Source organism: Pseudomonas sp. P5_A2_2, from assembly GCF_054177685.1.
This window is the reverse complement of the sequence record NZ_JBGCUL010000034.1, coordinates 1-16,993: the sequence shown is the minus strand read 5'-3', so window position 1 is coordinate 16,993 and position 16,993 is coordinate 1. Positions and strand designations below refer to the sequence as shown.

Below are 16,993 nucleotides of genomic sequence, written 5' to 3'. Positions count from 1 at the left end.
ACCACCGGTGGTGGTTTCCGGACTACCGAACATCACACCGATTTTCATACGGATCTGGTTGATGAAGATCACCAGGCAGTTGGCGTTCTTGATGTTGCCGGTGATTTTACGCAGCGCCTGGGACATCAGACGGGCTTGCAGGCCCACGTGCATGTCACCCATTTCGCCTTCGATTTCAGCCTTTGGCACCAGGGCGGCCACGGAGTCGACGATGATCACGTCAACCGCGTTGGAACGCACCAGCATGTCGGTGATTTCCAGAGCCTGCTCGCCGGTGTCCGGCTGGGAAACCAGCAGGTCGTCGACGTTGACGCCCAGCTTGCCGGCGTACTCAGGGTCGAGGGCGTGTTCGGCGTCGACGAATGCGCAGGTCGCACCGGCTTTTTGAGCCTGGGCGATCACGGACAAGGTCAGCGTGGTTTTACCGGAAGATTCAGGACCGTAGATTTCAACAATACGGCCTTTTGGCAGACCGCCGATGCCAAGAGCGATGTCCAGACCCAGAGAGCCAGTGGAGATGGCCGGGATTGCCTGACGGTCCTGATCGCCCATACGCATTACGGCACCCTTGCCGAATTGACGTTCGATCTGACCCAGGGCCGCAGCCAAGGCTTTCTTCTTGTTGTCGTCCATTAAAGTCCTCACGTAATCAATAAGGCCTGACGGCCAACACCTGTATAAGTAGCCAGTATTATTCCACAGCGATTCCGGATCGCCTACCCCTGATTTGAGATTTCTGCCGCGGCATACCGCAGCAGCCCCTCTAGCGCGGCCTTCACCGTTTGTCGGCGGACGTCGTCGCGATTACCCGGGAAGTGCTGCCGCTCACAGAACACCTGGTCTCCAACGCCCCAGGCCAGCCACACCGTGCCAACCGGCTTGCTCGCCGTTCCACCATCCGGCCCGGCGATGCCACTGACCGCCACGGAGAAATACGCGCTATTTTTCTTCTGCGCCCCCCGGACCATGGCCTCGACCACCTCGCGGCTGACCGCGCCCACGGTGGTGAACAACTCCACCGGGACATCCAGCTGCAGGGTTTTCTGCCGGTTGGAGTAGGTGACATAACCGGCCTCGAACCAGGCCGAACTCCCGGGGATACGGGTAATAGCCTCGGCGATGCCTCCGCCGGTGCAGGACTCCGCCGTGGTGACGTGGGCATTGAGAACCTGCAGGCGTCTGCCGAGTTCGGCGGCGAGCTGGGTGATTTCGTTCACGGTCATCTCCTGATCGGGCGGGATGAGGTTAACCGTACACGAGCAGACCGCACTTGCAAGCGACGGGACCGATCAAAATGTAAAGAACCAGAGGCTCTGGAAAAGGCCTGTCGGGGAATCAATCTTCGACGTCACCGGACGGAACATGTCCGCCCCCCATACGCTTGGCCACCCAACGCTCATACAACCCTAGAACTACGTCTGTCCCGGCCATCGCCGCTAAACAACCACCCGCACAAGCGGCCCAAATGGAAACATTGGCGGCGTGCAGCAGCATGATGACCGAGGCGCCGCAGATCATGCTGGAGCCAGACCGCAGGCTCAGGCGCCGGACAAGGAGCCAGCCACGAACGCCCTCTTTATCCGCACGCCACATTTCACCGGTAACGCCACCGAGTATTGGCAGGCTGATGACCAGCCACAGAGGCATGTCCAGCAGCGCATATTGCTCAGCGGTCATTTCATGCCTCCTTGAGTGAACGGTCATTCCGTGTTCTTGAATAGATAGGCAACAAGACTATGCATTAATGCATATTAAGTCAATGCGCAAACGCATACAAGAAGACAATCCGATGCTTTCAGCACACGAAAAAACCCGCTCGGGAAGCGGGTTTTATCTGAACGCCAGGAGTGTTAGCGGGCGTACATACCCCACCAGAAGACATGGCCGAGGATAACAATCGGCTCCTCCTGGATTTCCTGAAAGCTGTAGTCCTCGTCCGGATGCTCGTCGCGATTGAAGCTGCGCAAGCGAATCCCGGACGGCAGGCGATACAGCTGCTTCACCCGCAATTGGCCGTTGTGATTGATTGCATAAAGGTCGCCGTCAACGATATCGCCAATACCGCACTTGCCGGCATTGACCCCGACCGTGGCGCCGTCACGCAGTACCGGCAACATGCTGTTGCCCCGCACTGTCACACATTTTGCCTGGTCGAACTGCACGCCGTTATGGCGCAGGCTACGCTTTCCAAAGCGCAAACTAGAGCGCTCGCTTTCTTCGATGACGAATCTTCCTGATCCTGCAGCCAATTCAACCTCGCGAAGAAAGGGGACCGACACCTCATCGTCATCGACAGGAGTATCGTCGTCCCACAGACTTATATCCTTGAGTTCCGAATGCACGGGAGCGCGCCCGGCACTAGCGGAAGGCGCGACGTCCGCGCGGCCACGCAACTGGTCGGTGCTCACGGAAAAATAGTCGGCAATTTTCGAAATGTGCCTATCCGAAGGATCGACGATCTTCCCGCTGAGAATGCGCGAGAGCGTGGATTGAGGCACGCCGGTACGACGGTGAAGCTCCGTAGGGGAGATCCCGTGCTGATCGAGCAATGCTCTTAAGACAGTTGATACGTTGCGTTTTTGCATAACGCGCATAGTGCTTGCTCTTCTCGAAGAAGACAATGCTGATTTGCATAGTCGATGCATAACATTATTTTTGCATCGTAAAAGATGTCACCCGGCCGCGGTGCCTGCGTCGGGTAGACCGCCCATGGTAACCTTGCGCCCATCGCGGAAAAGCCCGGCCGTTGCCCCGCTTTTGCCCCATTTCTTTCAACGAGCTTCCTGACAATCCGATGAATAAAGCCGTCTCCGACCTGTCCTCCCACACCCCGATGATGCAGCAGTACTGGCGCCTGAAAAACCAGCACCCGGACCAGCTGATGTTCTACCGCATGGGCGACTTCTACGAGATCTTCTATGAAGACGCGAAGAAGGCCGCCAAGTTGCTGGACATCACCCTGACGGCCCGTKGGCAGTCGGCTGGCCAGGCGATTCCGATGTGCGGTATTCCTTACCACGCCGCCGAGGGTTACCTGGCGAAACTGGTGAAGCTTGGCGAATCGGTGGTGATCTGCGAGCAGGTCGGCGACCCGGCCACCAGCAAAGGGCCGGTGGAGCGGCAGGTGGTGCGCATCATCACGCCGGGGACGGTGAGTGACGAGGCGCTGCTGGACGAGCGTCGGGACAACCTGATCGCTGCAGTCCTGGGCGATGAGCGCCTGTTCGGCCTGGCGGTGCTGGACATCACCAGCGGCAACTTCAGCGTGCTGGAAATCAAGGGCTGGGAAAACCTGTTGGCGGAACTGGAGCGGGTCAACCCGGTGGAACTGCTGATCCCGGATGACTGGCCCAAGGATCTGCCGGCGGAAAAACGCCGCGGCGTGCGTCGCCGTGCGCCGTGGGATTTCGAACGCGATTCGGCGCTCAAAAGCCTGTGCCAGCAATTCTCGACTCAGGATCTCAAGGGCTTTGGCTGCGAAAACCTGACCCTGGCGATCGGCGCCGCCGGTTGCCTGCTGGCCTACGCCAAGGAAACCCAGCGCACCGCCCTGCCCCATTTGCGCAGTCTGCGTCATGAGCGCCTGGACGACACCGTGGTGCTCGATGGCGCCAGCCGTCGCAACCTGGAGCTCGACACCAACCTGGCCGGGGGCCGCGACAACACCCTGCAATCGGTGGTGGACCGTTGTCAGACTGCCATGGGCAGCCGCCTGCTGACCCGCTGGCTGAATCGCCCGTTGCGCGATTTGACAGTATTGCTCGCGCGCCAGACCTCGATCACTTGCCTGCTCGACGGTTACCGCTTTGAAAGGCTGCAACCGCAGCTCAAGGAAATTGGTGACATCGAGAGGATTCTGGCGCGGATCGGCCTGCGCAATGCCCGCCCGCGCGACCTCGCCCGTTTGCGTGACGCCCTCGGCGCACTGCCCGAACTGCAAGTGGCAATGACGGAACTCGAAGCCCCGCACCTCCAGCAACTCGCCAGCATCACCAGCACCTACCCGGAACTGGCGGCACTCCTGGAAAAGGCCATCATCGACAACCCGCCGGCAGTCATTCGTGACGGCGGCGTGCTGAAAACCGGCTACGACAGCGAACTCGACGAACTGCAGTCGCTGAGCGAAAACGCCGGGCAATTCCTGATCGACCTCGAAGCTCGCGAAAAGGCCCGCACCGGTTTGTCGCACCTGAAGGTCGGTTACAACCGCATCCACGGTTATTTCATCGAGCTGCCAAGCAAACAGGCGGAATCGGCACCGGCCGACTATATTCGCCGCCAGACGCTCAAAGGCGCCGAGCGCTTCATTACCCCGGAACTCAAGGCGTTCGAAGACAAGGCATTATCGGCCAAGAGCCGTGCCCTGGCGCGCGAGAAGATGCTTTACGAAGCGCTGCTCGAAGACCTGATCGCCCAGCTGCCACCCTTGCAGGACACCGCCGGCGCCCTGGCCGAGCTGGACGTCTTGAGCAACCTGGCCGAGCGTGCGCTGAACCTCGACCTGAACTGCCCGCGCTTCGTCAGCGAGCCGTGCATGCGCATCACCCAGGGTCGTCACCCGGTGGTCGAACAAGTGCTGACCACGCCATTCGTGGCCAACGATCTGAGCCTGGACGACAACACCCGCATGCTGGTGATCACCGGTCCGAACATGGGCGGTAAATCCACCTACATGCGTCAGACCGCCTTGATCGTGCTGCTGGCGCACATCGGCAGCTTCGTGCCGGCAGCCAGTTGCGAACTGTCGCTGGTCGACCGCATCTTCACCCGGATCGGCTCCAGCGATGACCTGGCCGGCGGGCGTTCGACCTTCATGGTGGAAATGAGCGAAACCGCGAACATCCTGCACAATGCCACCGAGCGCAGCCTGGTGCTGATGGACGAAGTCGGGCGCGGCACCAGCACCTTCGACGGCCTGTCCCTGGCATGGGCGGCAGCCGAACGCCTGGCGCACCTGCGTGCCTACACGCTGTTCGCCACCCACTACTTTGAACTGACCGTCCTGCCGGAAGCCCAGCCGTTGGTGGCAAACGTGCACCTCAATGCCACCGAGCACAATGAACGCATCGTGTTCCTGCACCACGTGCTGCCTGGACCTGCCAGCCAGAGTTATGGCCTGGCCGTTGCGCAACTGGCGGGCGTACCGAGTGAAGTCATCACCCGCGCCCGTGAGCATTTGAGCCGCCTGGAAGACACCGCCCTGCCCCATGAAACACCGGCACCGGCCAAAGGCAAATCGGCTGCGCCGCTGCAAAGCGATCTGTTTGCCAGCTTGCCGCACCCGGTACTGGATGACCTGGCCAAGCTCGATCTGGACGACATGACACCACGTCGTGCTCTCGAAATGCTCTATACACTAAAGACACGGATCTAACGCAGCGGCTTGCAAGCTGTTAGAATCTCGCGCGGTTTGGGATGCTGCTGGCTAATAGCCTGGCCAGCAGACTATCGCTCCCGAACCTGGCGACCCCTACGAAAAGGGGCGCAGCAAGCCGCGCCTGAGGAGAAAATTAGAAATGACCTTCGTCGTCACCGACAACTGCATCAAGTGCAAGTACACCGACTGCGTAGAAGTCTGTCCGGTGGACTGCTTTTACGAAGGCCCGAATTTCCTGGTGATCCACCCGGATGAGTGCATCGATTGCGCGCTGTGCGAACCTGAATGCCCTGCTGTTGCCATCTTCTCCGAAGATGAAGTTCCGGCCGGCATGGAAAACTTTATTCARCTGAACGCTGAGTTGGCCGATATCTGGCCTAACATCACTGAACGTAAAGATCCGCTGCCAGATTCCGCTGAATGGGATGRCAAGCCAGGCAAGATCGAACACCTCGAACGCTGATTACCCCCGCGTTCCCGAAAAAGGCCCCACAAGGGCCTTTTTGCTTTTCTGCAGGCAAAAAAAGGGGCGGTTTGACCCGCCCACATTTTTTCCCTATTCCCTGTGTTCCTTTTCATCGTCCTGATGAATCGCGTCCTGCGATGTCCATTTCCTTCATCCATGAAGGACGTGTCTGTCCGTCGACACAACCTGAATATTAGAGTTTTCCCCTCGGAGATCAACCGCCCCTTGGCGCGAATTCCAACTGTCACACATCATTAATAATAATAAATATCTATATGAATCAAAAAGATAGAGACAAACAGCGTTCAACATAGACGACTGCCAGAGTGTAAAAATAACGAACACTTACGCAAGAGTAAGCCAAGGCTTACAGCACGAAACCAAAATCCCGAGGGGGATTCGATCCCCAGGCCAGACAATAAAAAACCCCGAGCCGGTCGGGGTTTTTTATGCCATCGCAGTGAGCGCCTTATTGGAACAGCGACTCGCTCGACAGACCATTTTTTTCAAGGATCTCGCGCAGCCGCTTCAAGCCTTCGACCTGAATCTGCCTGACCCGCTCACGGGTCAGGCCGATTTCCAGGCCTACGTCTTCAAGGGTGCTGCTTTCATGACCGCGCAGGCCGAAGCGGCGTACTACCACTTCGCGTTGCTTGTCGGTCAGCTCCGAGAGCCATTGATCGATGCTCTGGGACAGGTCGTCGTCCTGCAACAGTTCGCATGGATCGGTTGGACGGTCGTCAGTCAGGGTATCAAGCAGGGTTTTATCCGAGTCCGGACCCAGCGAGACGTCGACCGAGGAAACCCGCTCGTTCAGGCCGAGCATACGCTTGACCTCTCCTACCGGCTTTTCCAGCAGGTTGGCGATTTCTTCGGGTGAGGGTTCATGGTCGAGTTTTTGCGTCAACTCCCGCGCGGCCCGCAGGTACACATTCAGCTCTTTGACCACATGGATCGGCAACCGGATGGTCCGGGTCTGATTCATGATTGCGCGTTCGATGGTCTGGCGAATCCACCAGGTCGCGTAGGTCGAGAAGCGGAAACCGCGTTCCGGATCGAACTTCTCCACCGCCCGGATCAAGCCGAGGTTGCCCTCTTCGATCAGGTCCAGCAGCGACAACCCACGATTGACGTAGCGTCGGGCGATTTTCACCACCAGCCGCAGGTTACTTTCAATCATGCGTTTGCGCCCGGCCGGATCGCCACTTTGCGACAGGCGCGCAAAATGAACTTCTTCTTCGGGTGACAGCAGGGGAGAGAAACCAATTTCATTGAGATACAGCTGCGTGGCATCTAGTGCCCGCGTGTAGTCAATGTACTTGTGTTGTTTCAACGATGCGGAGTGTTTGGATTTGGCACGAACGGAAGGTGGAGCCGCCCCTTCATCATTCGACATCGAATCCATATCGATGCTGCTCTCCATAAGGAGAACCTCATCGTCGATGTCAAACTCCGGCACTTCTTTACTGAGAGCCATTGTTATAGTCCTTTGGTGAGTTCGACCTCAAGCTCAAGCGGCGCCTTTCTCCCTGGCAACGCTGGAGCCTGTTCCCCTCTACGCGACGGAACAGGCTGGTAAGCGATCAACGACGTGGCAGGAATTGCAGCGGATCTACAGGTTTACCCTGGCGGCGAATCTCAAAATGCAGTTTCACCCGGTCTGTACCCGTTGACCCCATTTCGGCAATTGTCTGTCCGACCTTGACCTGCTGCCCCTCCCGAACCAAAAGCCTGCGGTTATGTCCGTAGGCACTGACGTAGGTTTCACTGTGTTTGATGATCACTAATTCGCCGTAGCCCCTTAAGCCACTCCCGGCATACACCACCGTCCCATCAGACGCAGCTAAAACAGGCTGTCCCAAATCTCCGGCGATATCAATTCCTTTATTCAAACTACCGTTTGAAGAGAATTTCCCGATAAGAATGCCATTAGATGGCCATCCCCAGCCGGTCGGGGCTGGCCCGGGAGGGGGCAATGGAGCCGGTTCAGGCTTGTTCGCGACGGACGGTACAATCGTTGTCGTGCTGGTGGTCGCACCGTTTACCGGACGACGGATGACCGTGGTTTTACTCGACGACGAAGGTGTTGAACTGGACGAACTGACCACCGTCGTCGACGTTGAATCGGTGCGACCATCAAAGCGAATCGTCTGACCCGGATGAATGGTGTAGGGCGCAGGAATGTTATTGCGTGCCGCCAGAGCCTTATAGTCCCAACCGTAACGAAAGGCGATGGAGAACAGGGTGTCCTTGGGCCGAACGACGTATTGTCCGGTGGTCACGACCGGGCGCTGAGGCGCGGCATTGTTGCGTTCCAAGACACGAACATCGCTGGATTTGTTGCTGGAACAACCGACCAGCAAGGTGCTCAAGACAAGGCCAGTCACCAGGCGCTGAAAGCTCGTTTTACTCATTCGCTGCGCAATGACTGTGAGACTCACCCGCCGCTCCCTCTGTGGTGGCTGAAAATGTGAAATGCCGGAGTCCGGCAATGAACTGTCGCAAGTATAACGGGCCGTGCACGCTGTACCTTTAATGTAGCGAATCGGTGTCGCGCACACGTTTGCTGCCTGACGATGAATCCCGTTTAACCGCACGATGCCGCTGTAAGACAAAGGCAATCGCAGAGAATTCAGCGTGCCGAAACAAATGCTCAGGCCAGTGGCCCATTGAGCAATGGCACGAAGCGCACAGCCCCCAGAACATGCCTGGAAAAACCCTGTTCCTCGCGAATGATCAGCATCAATTGCTGAACTTCCCCGGACCCGACAGGGATCACCATTCGGCCTCCCGGTGCCAACTGGTCAAGCAATGCCTGGGGCACATCGGTCGCCACTGCAGTGACGATAATCCCGTTGTACGGCGCCAGTGCCGGCCAGCCCTCCCAGCCATCGCCCCAGCGGAACACCACGTTGCGCAGGTTCAGTTCGACCAGACGTTCCTTCGCACGATCCTGCAAAACCTTGATGCGCTCGACCGAGAACACACGCTCGACGAGTTGCGACAGCACCGCCGTCTGATAACCCGAGCCCGTGCCGATCTCCAGCACCTTGTCGAGGGGACCTGCCTCCAGCAGCAGCTCGCTCATGCGCGCCACCATATACGGCTGGGAGATAGTCTGGTTATTGCCGATCGGCAGCGCTGTGTCTTCATAAGCACGATGCGCCAGCGCTTCGTCGACGAACAGGTGGCGCGGGGTCCGGCGAATGACCTCCAGCACCCTGGCGTTGGAGATGCCTTCTTCGTACAGACGCTGGATCAGCCGCTCCCGGGTTCGCTGGGAAGTCATGCCAATGCCGCGACGCAGCATATCGTCTTGTTCGCGACCCATCAGCGCAGACCCTCCAGCCAGCCGTCCAGACTTCTGAAGGCATCATTGAAGGTGCGATCCAGTTGCAACGGCGTGATCGAAACATAACCCTGCATCACCGCATGGAAATCGGTACCCGGGCCACCGTCCTCGGCATCCCCGGCCGCCGCGATCCAGTAACCGGACTTGCCCCGCGGATCCACCACTTTCATCGGTGCCGCGGCACGGGCGCGATGACCCAGGCGGGTCAGCTGGATACCGCGGATATGGTCCAGCGGCAAATTGGGAATGTTCACGTTCAGTACCGTACGCGGTGGCAGAACCAGGTCAACATGGGCTTCGACCAGTTTGCGCGCGAAATAGGCAGCTGTGGGAAGGTTCTCTACCTGACGTGAGACCAGAGAAAAAGCAAACGAAGGGTGTTTCAGGAAACGCCCCTCAAGGGCCGCCGCCACCGTACCGGAATACAGGACATCGTCCCCCAGGTTCGCGCCCAGGTTGATACCGGAAACCACCATGTCCGCTTCGCGCTCCAGCAGGCCGTTGAGGCCCAGGTGCACGCAATCGGTGGGTGTGCCGTTGAGGCTGATAAAGCCGTTGGCCAGGGTTTGCGGGTGCAACGGACGGTCCAGCGTCAGCGAACTGCTGGCGCCGCTTTTGTCCTGGTCCGGGGCGATAACCACGCATTCGGTGTAATCCGCCAGCGCAGCATAAAGCGCGGCGAGACCGGGTGCGGTTACCCCATCGTCGTTAGAAATCAGAATACGCATGGGCTGTCCGTCTGCCCCACCGGCACCAGATCAACAAGCTCACGCACCAATACGGTGGCGAAGCATCCGGCCGGCAGGATGAATTCCAGTTGGAGAATGTCCAGCGAGGGATAATGCCACGTCAGCCCGCCAATGGGCAGCCGCAGGATGCGACGTTCGTGGCTCATACCGGCGTTGATCAACCAGTCACGCAAATCCGCTTCGCGTGCGGCGATGGCCTGCTCCAGTTCATGGACAACGCCCGTGGCCGGCGAGTCACCTTCGCCCCWCTGCGGACCGGTCGGGTGCAGATCGAGAATCGCCAGGCGCGGGTCGCTGCACTCAGCCTCACCTGCCGGGAAAAAGCTGCGGCTGTCGGTGAACGCCAGCAGATCTCCCACCTGGGCACGCTGCCAGGTGCCATCGGCGACACGTGCGGCCAGCACCTGATTGAACAGAAAACTGCGCGCCGTGGAGAGCAGACGCGAGCGCACGTTGCGCTGCTCCGGCAAGGCCTTGCGCGCGGCCCAGGCGCGAGCATCGACGACGTTACCGCCGTCATGACCGAAACGCTGAGCGCCGAAATAATTGGGGATGCCTTGTTTGGCGATCAGTTGCAGACGCTCTTCAAGCGCAGCCTTGTCGCCGGCGAATTGCGTCAGGCGCAATGTAAAACCGTTGGCCGAGTGGGCGCCGCGTTGCAGTTTGCGCTTGTGGCGGGTGGTCTTGAGGATCTTCAGCGTATCGTTTTCCGCGGCCGACAGATCAGGGTCTGCCTTGCCCGGCAATTGCACGCTGAACCACTGGCGAGTCAACGCCTGACGATCCTTGAGCCCGGCATAGCTGACTGTGCGCAATGGCACACCTGCTGCCTTGGCAATCCGCCGTGCCGCTTCTTCTGTGTTCAGACCGCGCTTTTCCACCCAGATCCACAAGTGTTCGCCTTCGCCACTCAGGGGGATGTCGAGGACTTCGTCGACCTGGAAATCTTCCGCGATCGCTTTCAGGACCGCCGTGCCGAGGGCTTCACCGTAAGCCCGCGGGCCGAGCAATTGCAGTTCGTTCATGCGCGCAGCAACAAGGCAACGGAGTGCACGGCAATGCCTTCTTCGCGACCGACAAAGCCGAGCTTTTCGGTGGTGGTAGCTTTCACGTTCACTTGATCCAACTCTACTTGAAGATCCGCGGCAATCAGCGCGCGCATCGATTCGATATGCGGGGCCATTTTCGGCGCCTGGGCGACGATGGTGTTATCGACGTTGCCGACTTTCCAGCCTTTGGCATGGACCAGTGCGACGACGTGACGCAACAGCGCACGGCTGTCGGCGCCCTTGAATTGCGGGTCGGTATCCGGGAAATGCTTGCCGATGTCGCCCAGCGCCGCGGCGCCGAGCAAGGCATCGCTCAAGGCGTGCAAGAGGACGTCACCGTCAGAGTGAGCGAGCAACCCGAAGCTGTGTGCAATGCGCACGCCGCCCAGAGTGATGAAATCGCCTTCAGCGAAACGGTGCACATCATAGCCGTGGCCAATACGCATAAAAAAACGCCCCGATTTTTGTCAGGGCGTGATTCTACCTGCATTAGGCACCTAGAGCATGCGCGTGATGCCGTAAGTGCTCATCGATGAAACTGGCGATGAAGAAATAGCTGTGGTCATAGCCCGGTTGCAGACGCAACGTCAGCGCATGACCCGCCAGTTTAGTCGCCTGTTGCAAGGCGTCCGGCTTGAGTTGGTTGGCGAGGAAATCGTCGCGATCGCCTTGGTCGACCAGCAGCGGCAGCTTTTCATCGGCCTCGGCAATCAACGCGCAAGCATCCCATTCGCGCCATTTCGAACGGTCTTCTCCCAGATAGCGGGAGAAAGCTTTCTGCCCCCACGGGCAATCCATCGGATTGTTGATGGGCGAGAACGCCGATACCGACAAATAGCGCCCCGGATTGCGCAAGGCACAGACCAGCGCACCGTGGCCACCCATGGAATGGCCGCTGATACCGCGTTTGTCCGACGCCGGGAAATGGGCCTCGACCAATGCCGGMAATTCCTGCACGACATAGTCATGCATCCGATAGTGTCGCGACCACGGTTCCTGGGTGGCATTCAGATAAAACCCGGCGCCGAGGCCGAAGTCCCAGGCGCCATCCGGGTCGCCCGGCACATCAGGACCGCGCGGGCTGGTGTCCGGTGCGACGATGATCAGCCCCAGTTCGGCGGCCATGCGCATGGCGCCGGCCTTTTGCATGAAGTTCTCGTCGGTGCAGGTCAGGCCGGACAACCAGTACAACACCGGCAGCTTGCCACCCTGCTCCGCCTGCGGTGGCAGGTAGACGGCGAACACCATGTCGCAGCCGAGCACTTCCGAGCGATGGCGATAGCGCTTGTGCCAGCCGCCAAAACTTTTCTGGCAGGAGATATTTTCCAGGCTCATGACAGACCTCAGAAATGAATGACGGAGCGGATGCTTTTTCCTTCATGCATCAGGTCAAACGCCTTGTTGATATCTTCCAGGCCCATGGTGTGGGTGATGAAGGTATCCAGCGGAATCTCACCGGTCTCGGCCATTTCCACATAGCTCGGCAACTCGGTACGGCCGCGCACGCCGCCGAACGCCGAACCGCGCCAGACGCGGCCGGTGACCAGCTGGAATGGACGGGTCGAGATTTCCTGCCCGGCACCGGCAACGCCGATGATGACCGATTCGCCCCAGCCCTTGTGGCAGCACTCCAGCGCCGCGCGCATCAGCTGCACATTGCCGATGCACTCGAAGGAAAAATCGACGCCGCCATCGGTCATGTCGACGATGACTTCCTGGATCGGACGATCGAAGTCTTTCGGGTTCACGCAGTCGGTTGCACCCAACTGTTTGGCGATTTCGAATTTCGCCGGGTTGATGTCGATGGCGATGATGCGAGCTGCCTTGGCTTTTACGGCGCCGATGACAGCCGACAGACCGATACCGCCGAGGCCGAAAATGGCCACGGTATCACCCGGTTTCACCTTGGCAGTGTTGAGCACCGCACCGATGCCGGTGGTGACGCCGCAGCCGAGCAGGCAGACTTTTTCCAGTGGCGCTTCTTTAGGAATCTTGGCGACGGATATTTCTGGCAGCACGGTGTACTCGGAAAAAGTCGAGGTGCCCATGTAATGGAAAATCGTTTCGCCCTTGTAGGAAAAACGCGAAGTGCCATCCGGCATCAGGCCTTTACCCTGGGTCGCGCGAATCGCCTGGCAGAGGTTGGTTTTGCCCGACAGACAGAATTTGCACTTGCCGCATTCCGGGGTGTACAGCGGGATCACATGGTCGCCCACCGCAAGGGAAGTCACTCCCTCGCCAATCGCTTCCACGATCGCACCGCCTTCATGGCCGAGGATCGACGGGAAGATGCCTTCCGGATCAGCGCCAGACAGTGTGTAGGCATCGGTGTGGCAGACACCGGAGGCCACCACGCGCAGCAATACTTCACCGGCCTTGGGCATGGCGACATCGACTTCAACGATTTCGAGGGGCTTCTTGGCCTCGAAGGCAACGGCGGCGCGCGACTTGATCATGGTGACTCTCCAGTGAAGAAAACGAGACAGGGAGTGTAATACAGAGCCTTACAGTGAATAATCCGGACAAAAGCAAAACATTATTGCTGCACAGGGATAATCATCCATGTCCGAAAACCGCTGGGAAGGAATCGACGAATTTGTCGCGGTGGCCGAATGCAGCCAGTTTACCGCTGCCGCGGAACGCCTCGGGGTTTCTTCCTCCCATATCAGTCGACAAATCGTACGCCTCGAAGAGCGCCTGCAAACCCGCTTGCTCTATCGCAGTACCCGCCGGGTCACGCTGACCGAAGCCGGACAAACCTTCCTGCAACATTGCCAACGCTTGCAGGATGGACGTGAAGAGGCGTTGCGCGCAGTCGGCGACTTGACCAGCGAGCCCAAAGGCATGCTGCGCATGACCTGCGCCGTGGCTTACGGTGAGCGCTTCATCGTGCCGCTGGTGACCCGCTTCATGGGGCTATATCCGCAACTGCGTATCGACATCGAACTGACCAATCGCCAGCTTGACCTGGTGCACGAAGGCCTCGATCTGGCGATCCGTCTCGGGCGTTTGCAAGATTCGCGACTGGTCGCCACCCGCCTCGCGCCACGGCGTATGTTTCTCTGCGCATCGCCGTCCTACCTTGAGCGCTACGGTCGCCCGCACAGTCTGTCGGAACTGAGCCGCCACAACTGCCTCATCGGCAGCTCGGACTTATGGCAACTGGAGCAGAACGGGCGGGAATTTTCCCAACGGGTGCAGGGAAACTGGCGCTGCAACAGTGGGCAAGCGGTGCTGGATGCCGCGCTACAAGGCGTAGGGCTGTGTCAGTTGCCGGACTATTACGTGCTGGAGCATTTGAATAGCGGCGCGTTGATTTCGTTGCTGGAGGCACATCAACCACCGAACACGGCGGTTTGGGCGCTGTATCCGCAGCAGCGGCATTTGTCGCCGAAGGTGCGCAAGTTGGTGGATTTTTTGAAGGAGGGGTTGGCTGAAAGGCCGGAGTATCGAAGCTAGGAAGGTGCCGGTGTGTCAGCAGGATGGCGGTTGTCAGTACTACCGTAATCGCGAGCAAGCTCGCTCCCACAGGGTTTGCTGGCGTTCACAAGATTTGTGTTCGTCCCCGCCCAATGTGGGAGGGAGCTTGCTCGCGATTGGGGGCAGCACAAAACCAAAGTCAATCAGTGACGATTGGCCCAACGCTGTCTCAACCATTCAAGGTCTTCAGGACGCGTGACCTTGAGGTTGTCGGACCGCCCTTCGATCAGGCGTGGGGCCGAACCGGCCCACTCCATCGCCGAAGCTTCGTCAGTGATAACGGCATCGGCCACCAGACTGTCCGCCAAAGCCCGATGCAACGCCCCAAGGCGAAACATCTGCGGCGTGTAGGCCTGCCAGATCACACTGCGATCCACGGTTTCGACCACGCGACCGTGCTTGTCGACTCGCTTGAGCGTATCCCGAGCCGGAACCGCCAGCAGTCCGCCGACAGGATCGTCAGCCAGTTCAGCCAGCAGCTTGTCCAGATCGTCACGACTGAGGTTCGGCCGTGCGGCATCGTGAACCAGTACCCAATCCTCGTCATCAGCGCCCTGCGCATGCAGGTGCAGCAGCGCATTGAGCACCGACCCGGAACGCTCGGTGCCACCCTCGACCCGGGCAATACGCGGATCACTGGCACACGCCAGGTTCGGCCAATAAGGATCGTCAACAGCAACACTGACCACCAGACCTTTGAGGCATGGATGATCAAGGAAACAGCCAAGGCTGTGTTCGAGAATAGTGCGCCCGCCCAGTTGCAAGTATTGCTTGGGACGGTCCGCAGCCATACGGGCACCGACGCCCGCGGCAGGAATCACGGCCCAGAAGGCCGGTAACGAATTAATCATTGGGCCAACTGGTAAAGGGTTTCACCGTCCTTGACCATGCCCAATTCATGGCGAGCCCGTTCTTCAACGGTCTCCATGCCCTTTTTCAATTCACTGACTTCGGCGTCCATCACCCGGTTGCGCTCCAGCAATGCCTGGTTCTCAGCTTGCTGATCGGCAATCTGCTGAGTCAACTCGGCCACTTGCGCCAGGCTGCCATTACCCACCCACAAGCGGTACTGCAGGCCAGCCAGCAGCAGGAGCAAGACGAGGAACAACCAATTGGGACTGCGCATCGAATATCAGGTATCCAGTGAAAAAAGACAGCCATGCCAAACGTGAAGCTTCTGATAGCACGAAGCCTGGAAGAACCAGGCTTGTGCATATAAGGCATCAGATTAGTGGCAAAAACGTCGCTGTAGCGATTTTTCCGACACAATCCGGTGTCTTTTTTTATATCAACCGCGGAACTCGCTGCGACCGTTGTACTTGGCTTTGCCGTTCAACTGCTCTTCGATACGCAGCAGTTGGTTGTACTTGGAAACGCGGTCGGAACGGCACAGGGAACCGGTCTTGATCTGGCCAGCCGAGGTGCCCACGGCCAGGTCGGCAATGGTCGAATCTTCGGTTTCGCCGGAGCGGTGCGAGATCACGGCAGTGTAACCGGCGGCCTTGGCCATCTGGATGGCTTCCAGGGTTTCGGTCAGGGTGCCGATCTGGTTGAACTTGATCAGGATCGAGTTGGCGATCTTTTTGTCGATGCCTTCTTTCAGGATCTTGGTGTTGGTGACGAACAGGTCGTCGCCTACCAGTTGGGTCTTCTCGCCGATCTTGTCGGTGAGGATCTTCCAGCCGGCCCAGTCGGACTCGTCCAGGCCATCTTCGATGGAGATGATCGGGTAACGCTCGGTCAGACCTTTGAGGTAATCAGCGAAACCTTCGGCGGTGAACACCTGACCTTCGCCGGACAGGTTGTACTTGCCGTCTTCGTAGAATTCGCTGGCGGCGCAGTCCAGAGCCAGGGTCACGTCGGTGCCCAGCTTGTAACCGGCGTTGGCCACGGCTTCGGAGATCACTTTCAGTGCATCTTCGTTGGACGCCAGGTTCGGTGCGAAACCACCTTCGTCACCGACGGCAGTGCTCAGGCCACGGGCCTTCAACACAGCTTTGAGGTGATGGAAAATTTCGGTGCCCATGCGCAGGCCTTCCGAGAAAGACTTGGCGCCAACCGGCTGAACCATGAATTCCTGAATGTCGACGTTGTTATCGGCGTGCTCGCCACCGTTGATGATGTTCATCATCGGAACCGGCATCGAGTAGACACCCGGGGTGCCGTTCAGGTTGGCGATGTGAGCGTACAGCGGCAGGTCCTGGTCCTGTGCTGCTGCCTTGGCCGCAGCCAGGGAAACGGCGAGGATCGCGTTGGCGCCCAGGGAACCTTTGTTTTCAGTACCGTCGAGCTTGATCATTGCCAGATCGAGCGCTTTCTGGTCGCTTGGGTCCATGCCTTTCAACAGGTCGCGGATCGGACCGTTGATGTTGGCTACTGCCTTCAGAACGCCTTTGCCCAGGTAACGGCTCTTGTCGCCATCACGCAGCTCGAGCGCTTCACGCGAGCCAGTGGAAGCACCGGACGGCGCGCAGGCACTGCCGATGATGCCGTTGTCGAGAAGCACGTCCGCTTCCACGG

The 16,993-nt window shown here is 58.9% G+C and carries 18 protein-coding genes; 3 read left to right on the top strand and 15 right to left on the bottom strand.

All coding sequences use genetic code 11. From position 1 onward, the window contains the following. From recA to ACXRVY_RS05730, 4 genes are all read right to left on the bottom strand, one after another. Window positions 1–633, bottom strand: a 633-nt coding sequence (gene recA, locus ACXRVY_RS05745; protein ID WP_458237101.1) for a recombinase RecA, incomplete at its 3' end; no start/stop codon positions are given. Window positions 634–716: 83 nt separating this feature from the next. Further along, a complete protein-coding gene (locus ACXRVY_RS05740; protein WP_057400907.1) occupies window positions 717–1,217 on the bottom strand; it encodes a CinA family protein in 501 nt (166 codons plus the stop codon). A 118-nt stretch (window positions 1,218–1,335) separates the two neighbouring features. Then, window positions 1,336–1,677 carry a phage holin family protein gene (locus ACXRVY_RS05735; protein WP_223458428.1) on the bottom strand — a complete coding sequence of 114 codons (342 nt, stop codon included), beginning with the start codon at window positions 1,675–1,677 and terminating at the stop codon, window positions 1,336–1,338. Between the two features lie 173 nt (window positions 1,678–1,850). Next, window positions 1,851–2,594 carry a LexA family transcriptional regulator gene (locus tag ACXRVY_RS05730; protein WP_223458417.1) on the bottom strand — a complete coding sequence of 248 codons (744 nt, stop codon included), beginning with the start codon at window positions 2,592–2,594 and terminating at the stop codon, window positions 1,851–1,853. 200 nt (window positions 2,595–2,794) lie between these two features. Between ACXRVY_RS05730 and mutS the strand changes: the two genes are divergently transcribed. Next, window positions 2,795–5,374 (top strand): DNA mismatch repair protein MutS, encoded by a 2,580-nt coding sequence (gene mutS / locus ACXRVY_RS05725; RefSeq protein ID WP_458237100.1) that lies wholly within the window; start codon window positions 2,795–2,797, stop codon window positions 5,372–5,374. 142 nt (window positions 5,375–5,516) lie between these two features. Continuing rightward, entirely contained in the window at window positions 5,517–5,840 is a 324-nt protein-coding gene (gene fdxA, locus ACXRVY_RS05720; protein ID WP_458237099.1) for a ferredoxin FdxA, read from the top strand. Window positions 5,841–6,312: 472 nt separating this feature from the next. Here the strand turns inward: fdxA and rpoS are convergent, their stop codons facing one another. From rpoS to ACXRVY_RS05680, 8 genes are all read right to left on the bottom strand, one after another. After that, window positions 6,313–7,320 (bottom strand): RNA polymerase sigma factor RpoS, encoded by a 1,008-nt coding sequence (gene rpoS / locus ACXRVY_RS05715; protein ID WP_108216679.1) that lies wholly within the window; start codon window positions 7,318–7,320, stop codon window positions 6,313–6,315. Between the two features lie 106 nt (window positions 7,321–7,426). Continuing rightward, window positions 7,427–8,284: a peptidoglycan DD-metalloendopeptidase family protein gene (locus ACXRVY_RS05710; protein ID WP_223458412.1), complete on the bottom strand. Its 858-nt coding sequence runs from the start codon at window positions 8,282–8,284 to the stop codon at window positions 7,427–7,429. 212 nt (window positions 8,285–8,496) lie between these two features. Then, a complete protein-coding gene (locus ACXRVY_RS05705) occupies window positions 8,497–9,132 on the bottom strand; it encodes a protein-L-isoaspartate(D-aspartate) O-methyltransferase (protein WP_177323574.1) in 636 nt (211 codons plus the stop codon). Window positions 9,133–9,173: 41 nt separating this feature from the next. After that, on the bottom strand, window positions 9,174–9,923 hold the full coding sequence (gene surE, locus ACXRVY_RS05700; RefSeq protein ID WP_223458410.1) for a 5'/3'-nucleotidase SurE: 750 nt from the start codon (window positions 9,921–9,923) through the stop codon (window positions 9,174–9,176). Next, complete coding sequence (gene truD, locus ACXRVY_RS05695) at window positions 9,911–10,969, bottom strand: tRNA pseudouridine(13) synthase TruD (protein WP_458237098.1); 1,059 nt, start codon at window positions 10,967–10,969, stop codon at window positions 9,911–9,913. Before truD ends, surE begins: the two co-directional genes overlap by 13 nt. Then, window positions 10,966–11,439, bottom strand: coding sequence for a 2-C-methyl-D-erythritol 2,4-cyclodiphosphate synthase (gene ispF, locus ACXRVY_RS05690; protein WP_007970721.1), 474 nt, complete (start codon window positions 11,437–11,439; stop codon window positions 10,966–10,968). Before ispF ends, truD begins: the two co-directional genes overlap by 4 nt. 43 nt (window positions 11,440–11,482) lie before the next feature. After that, entirely contained in the window at window positions 11,483–12,328 is an 846-nt protein-coding gene (fghA, locus tag ACXRVY_RS05685) for an S-formylglutathione hydrolase (protein ID WP_458237097.1), read from the bottom strand. Window positions 12,329–12,336: 8 nt separating this feature from the next. Then, window positions 12,337–13,449 carry an S-(hydroxymethyl)glutathione dehydrogenase/class III alcohol dehydrogenase gene (locus ACXRVY_RS05680; RefSeq protein ID WP_223458404.1) on the bottom strand — a complete coding sequence of 371 codons (1,113 nt, stop codon included), beginning with the start codon at window positions 13,447–13,449 and terminating at the stop codon, window positions 12,337–12,339. Between the two features lie 106 nt (window positions 13,450–13,555). On the opposite strand from ACXRVY_RS05680, the gene ACXRVY_RS05675 reads away from it, so the two are divergent. Continuing rightward, window positions 13,556–14,452 carry a LysR substrate-binding domain-containing protein gene (locus tag ACXRVY_RS05675; RefSeq protein ID WP_111281389.1) on the top strand — a complete coding sequence of 299 codons (897 nt, stop codon included), beginning with the start codon at window positions 13,556–13,558 and terminating at the stop codon, window positions 14,450–14,452. Window positions 14,453–14,616: 164 nt separating this feature from the next. Here ACXRVY_RS05675 and ispD read toward each other — a convergent pair whose 3' ends face one another. The 3 genes from ispD to eno all read right to left on the bottom strand — a co-directional run bounded on the left by ispD (window position 14,617) and on the right by eno (window position 16,991). Next, entirely contained in the window at window positions 14,617–15,324 is a 708-nt protein-coding gene (gene ispD, locus ACXRVY_RS05670) for a 2-C-methyl-D-erythritol 4-phosphate cytidylyltransferase (protein ID WP_223458402.1), read from the bottom strand. After that, window positions 15,321–15,599 carry a cell division protein FtsB gene (gene ftsB / locus ACXRVY_RS05665; protein WP_007996937.1) on the bottom strand — a complete coding sequence of 93 codons (279 nt, stop codon included), beginning with the start codon at window positions 15,597–15,599 and terminating at the stop codon, window positions 15,321–15,323. The genes ispD and ftsB overlap by 4 nt, the downstream gene beginning before the upstream one ends. Window positions 15,600–15,761: 162 nt before the next feature. Further along, window positions 15,762–16,991, bottom strand: a complete 1,230-nt coding sequence (gene eno, locus ACXRVY_RS05660) for a phosphopyruvate hydratase (protein WP_458237096.1) — start codon at window positions 16,989–16,991, stop codon at window positions 15,762–15,764. Window positions 16,992–16,993 lie beyond the last annotated feature (2 nt).

Bases quoted from the DNA above. Each gene is read 5' to 3' on its own strand.
- ACXRVY_RS05680 (WP_223458404.1), bottom strand. From the start codon at position 13,449: ATGATCAAGTCGCGCGCCGCCGTTGCCTTCGAGGCCAAGAAGCCCCTC.
- rpoS (WP_108216679.1), bottom strand. From the start codon at position 7,320: ATGGCTCTCAGTAAAGAAGTGCCGGAGTTTGACATCGACGATGAGGTT.
- ispF (WP_007970721.1), bottom strand. From the start codon at position 11,439: ATGCGTATTGGCCACGGCTATGATGTGCACCGTTTCGCTGAAGGCGAT.
- surE (WP_223458410.1), bottom strand. From the start codon at position 9,923: ATGCGTATTCTGATTTCTAACGACGATGGGGTAACCGCACCCGGTCTC.
- ACXRVY_RS05730 (WP_223458417.1), bottom strand. From the start codon at position 2,594: ATGCGCGTTATGCAAAAACGCAACGTATCAACTGTCTTAAGAGCATTG.
- ACXRVY_RS05735 (WP_223458428.1), bottom strand. From the start codon at position 1,677: ATGACCGCTGAGCAATATGCGCTGCTGGACATGCCTCTGTGGCTGGTC.
- ispD (WP_223458402.1), bottom strand. From the start codon at position 15,324: ATGATTAATTCGTTACCGGCCTTCTGGGCCGTGATTCCTGCCGCGGGC.
- ACXRVY_RS05705 (WP_177323574.1), bottom strand. From the start codon at position 9,132: ATGACTTCCCAGCGAACCCGGGAGCGGCTGATCCAGCGTCTGTACGAA.
- ftsB (WP_007996937.1), bottom strand. From the start codon at position 15,599: ATGCGCAGTCCCAATTGGTTGTTCCTCGTCTTGCTCCTGCTGCTGGCT.
- ACXRVY_RS05675 (WP_111281389.1), top strand. From the start codon at position 13,556: ATGTCCGAAAACCGCTGGGAAGGAATCGACGAATTTGTCGCGGTGGCC.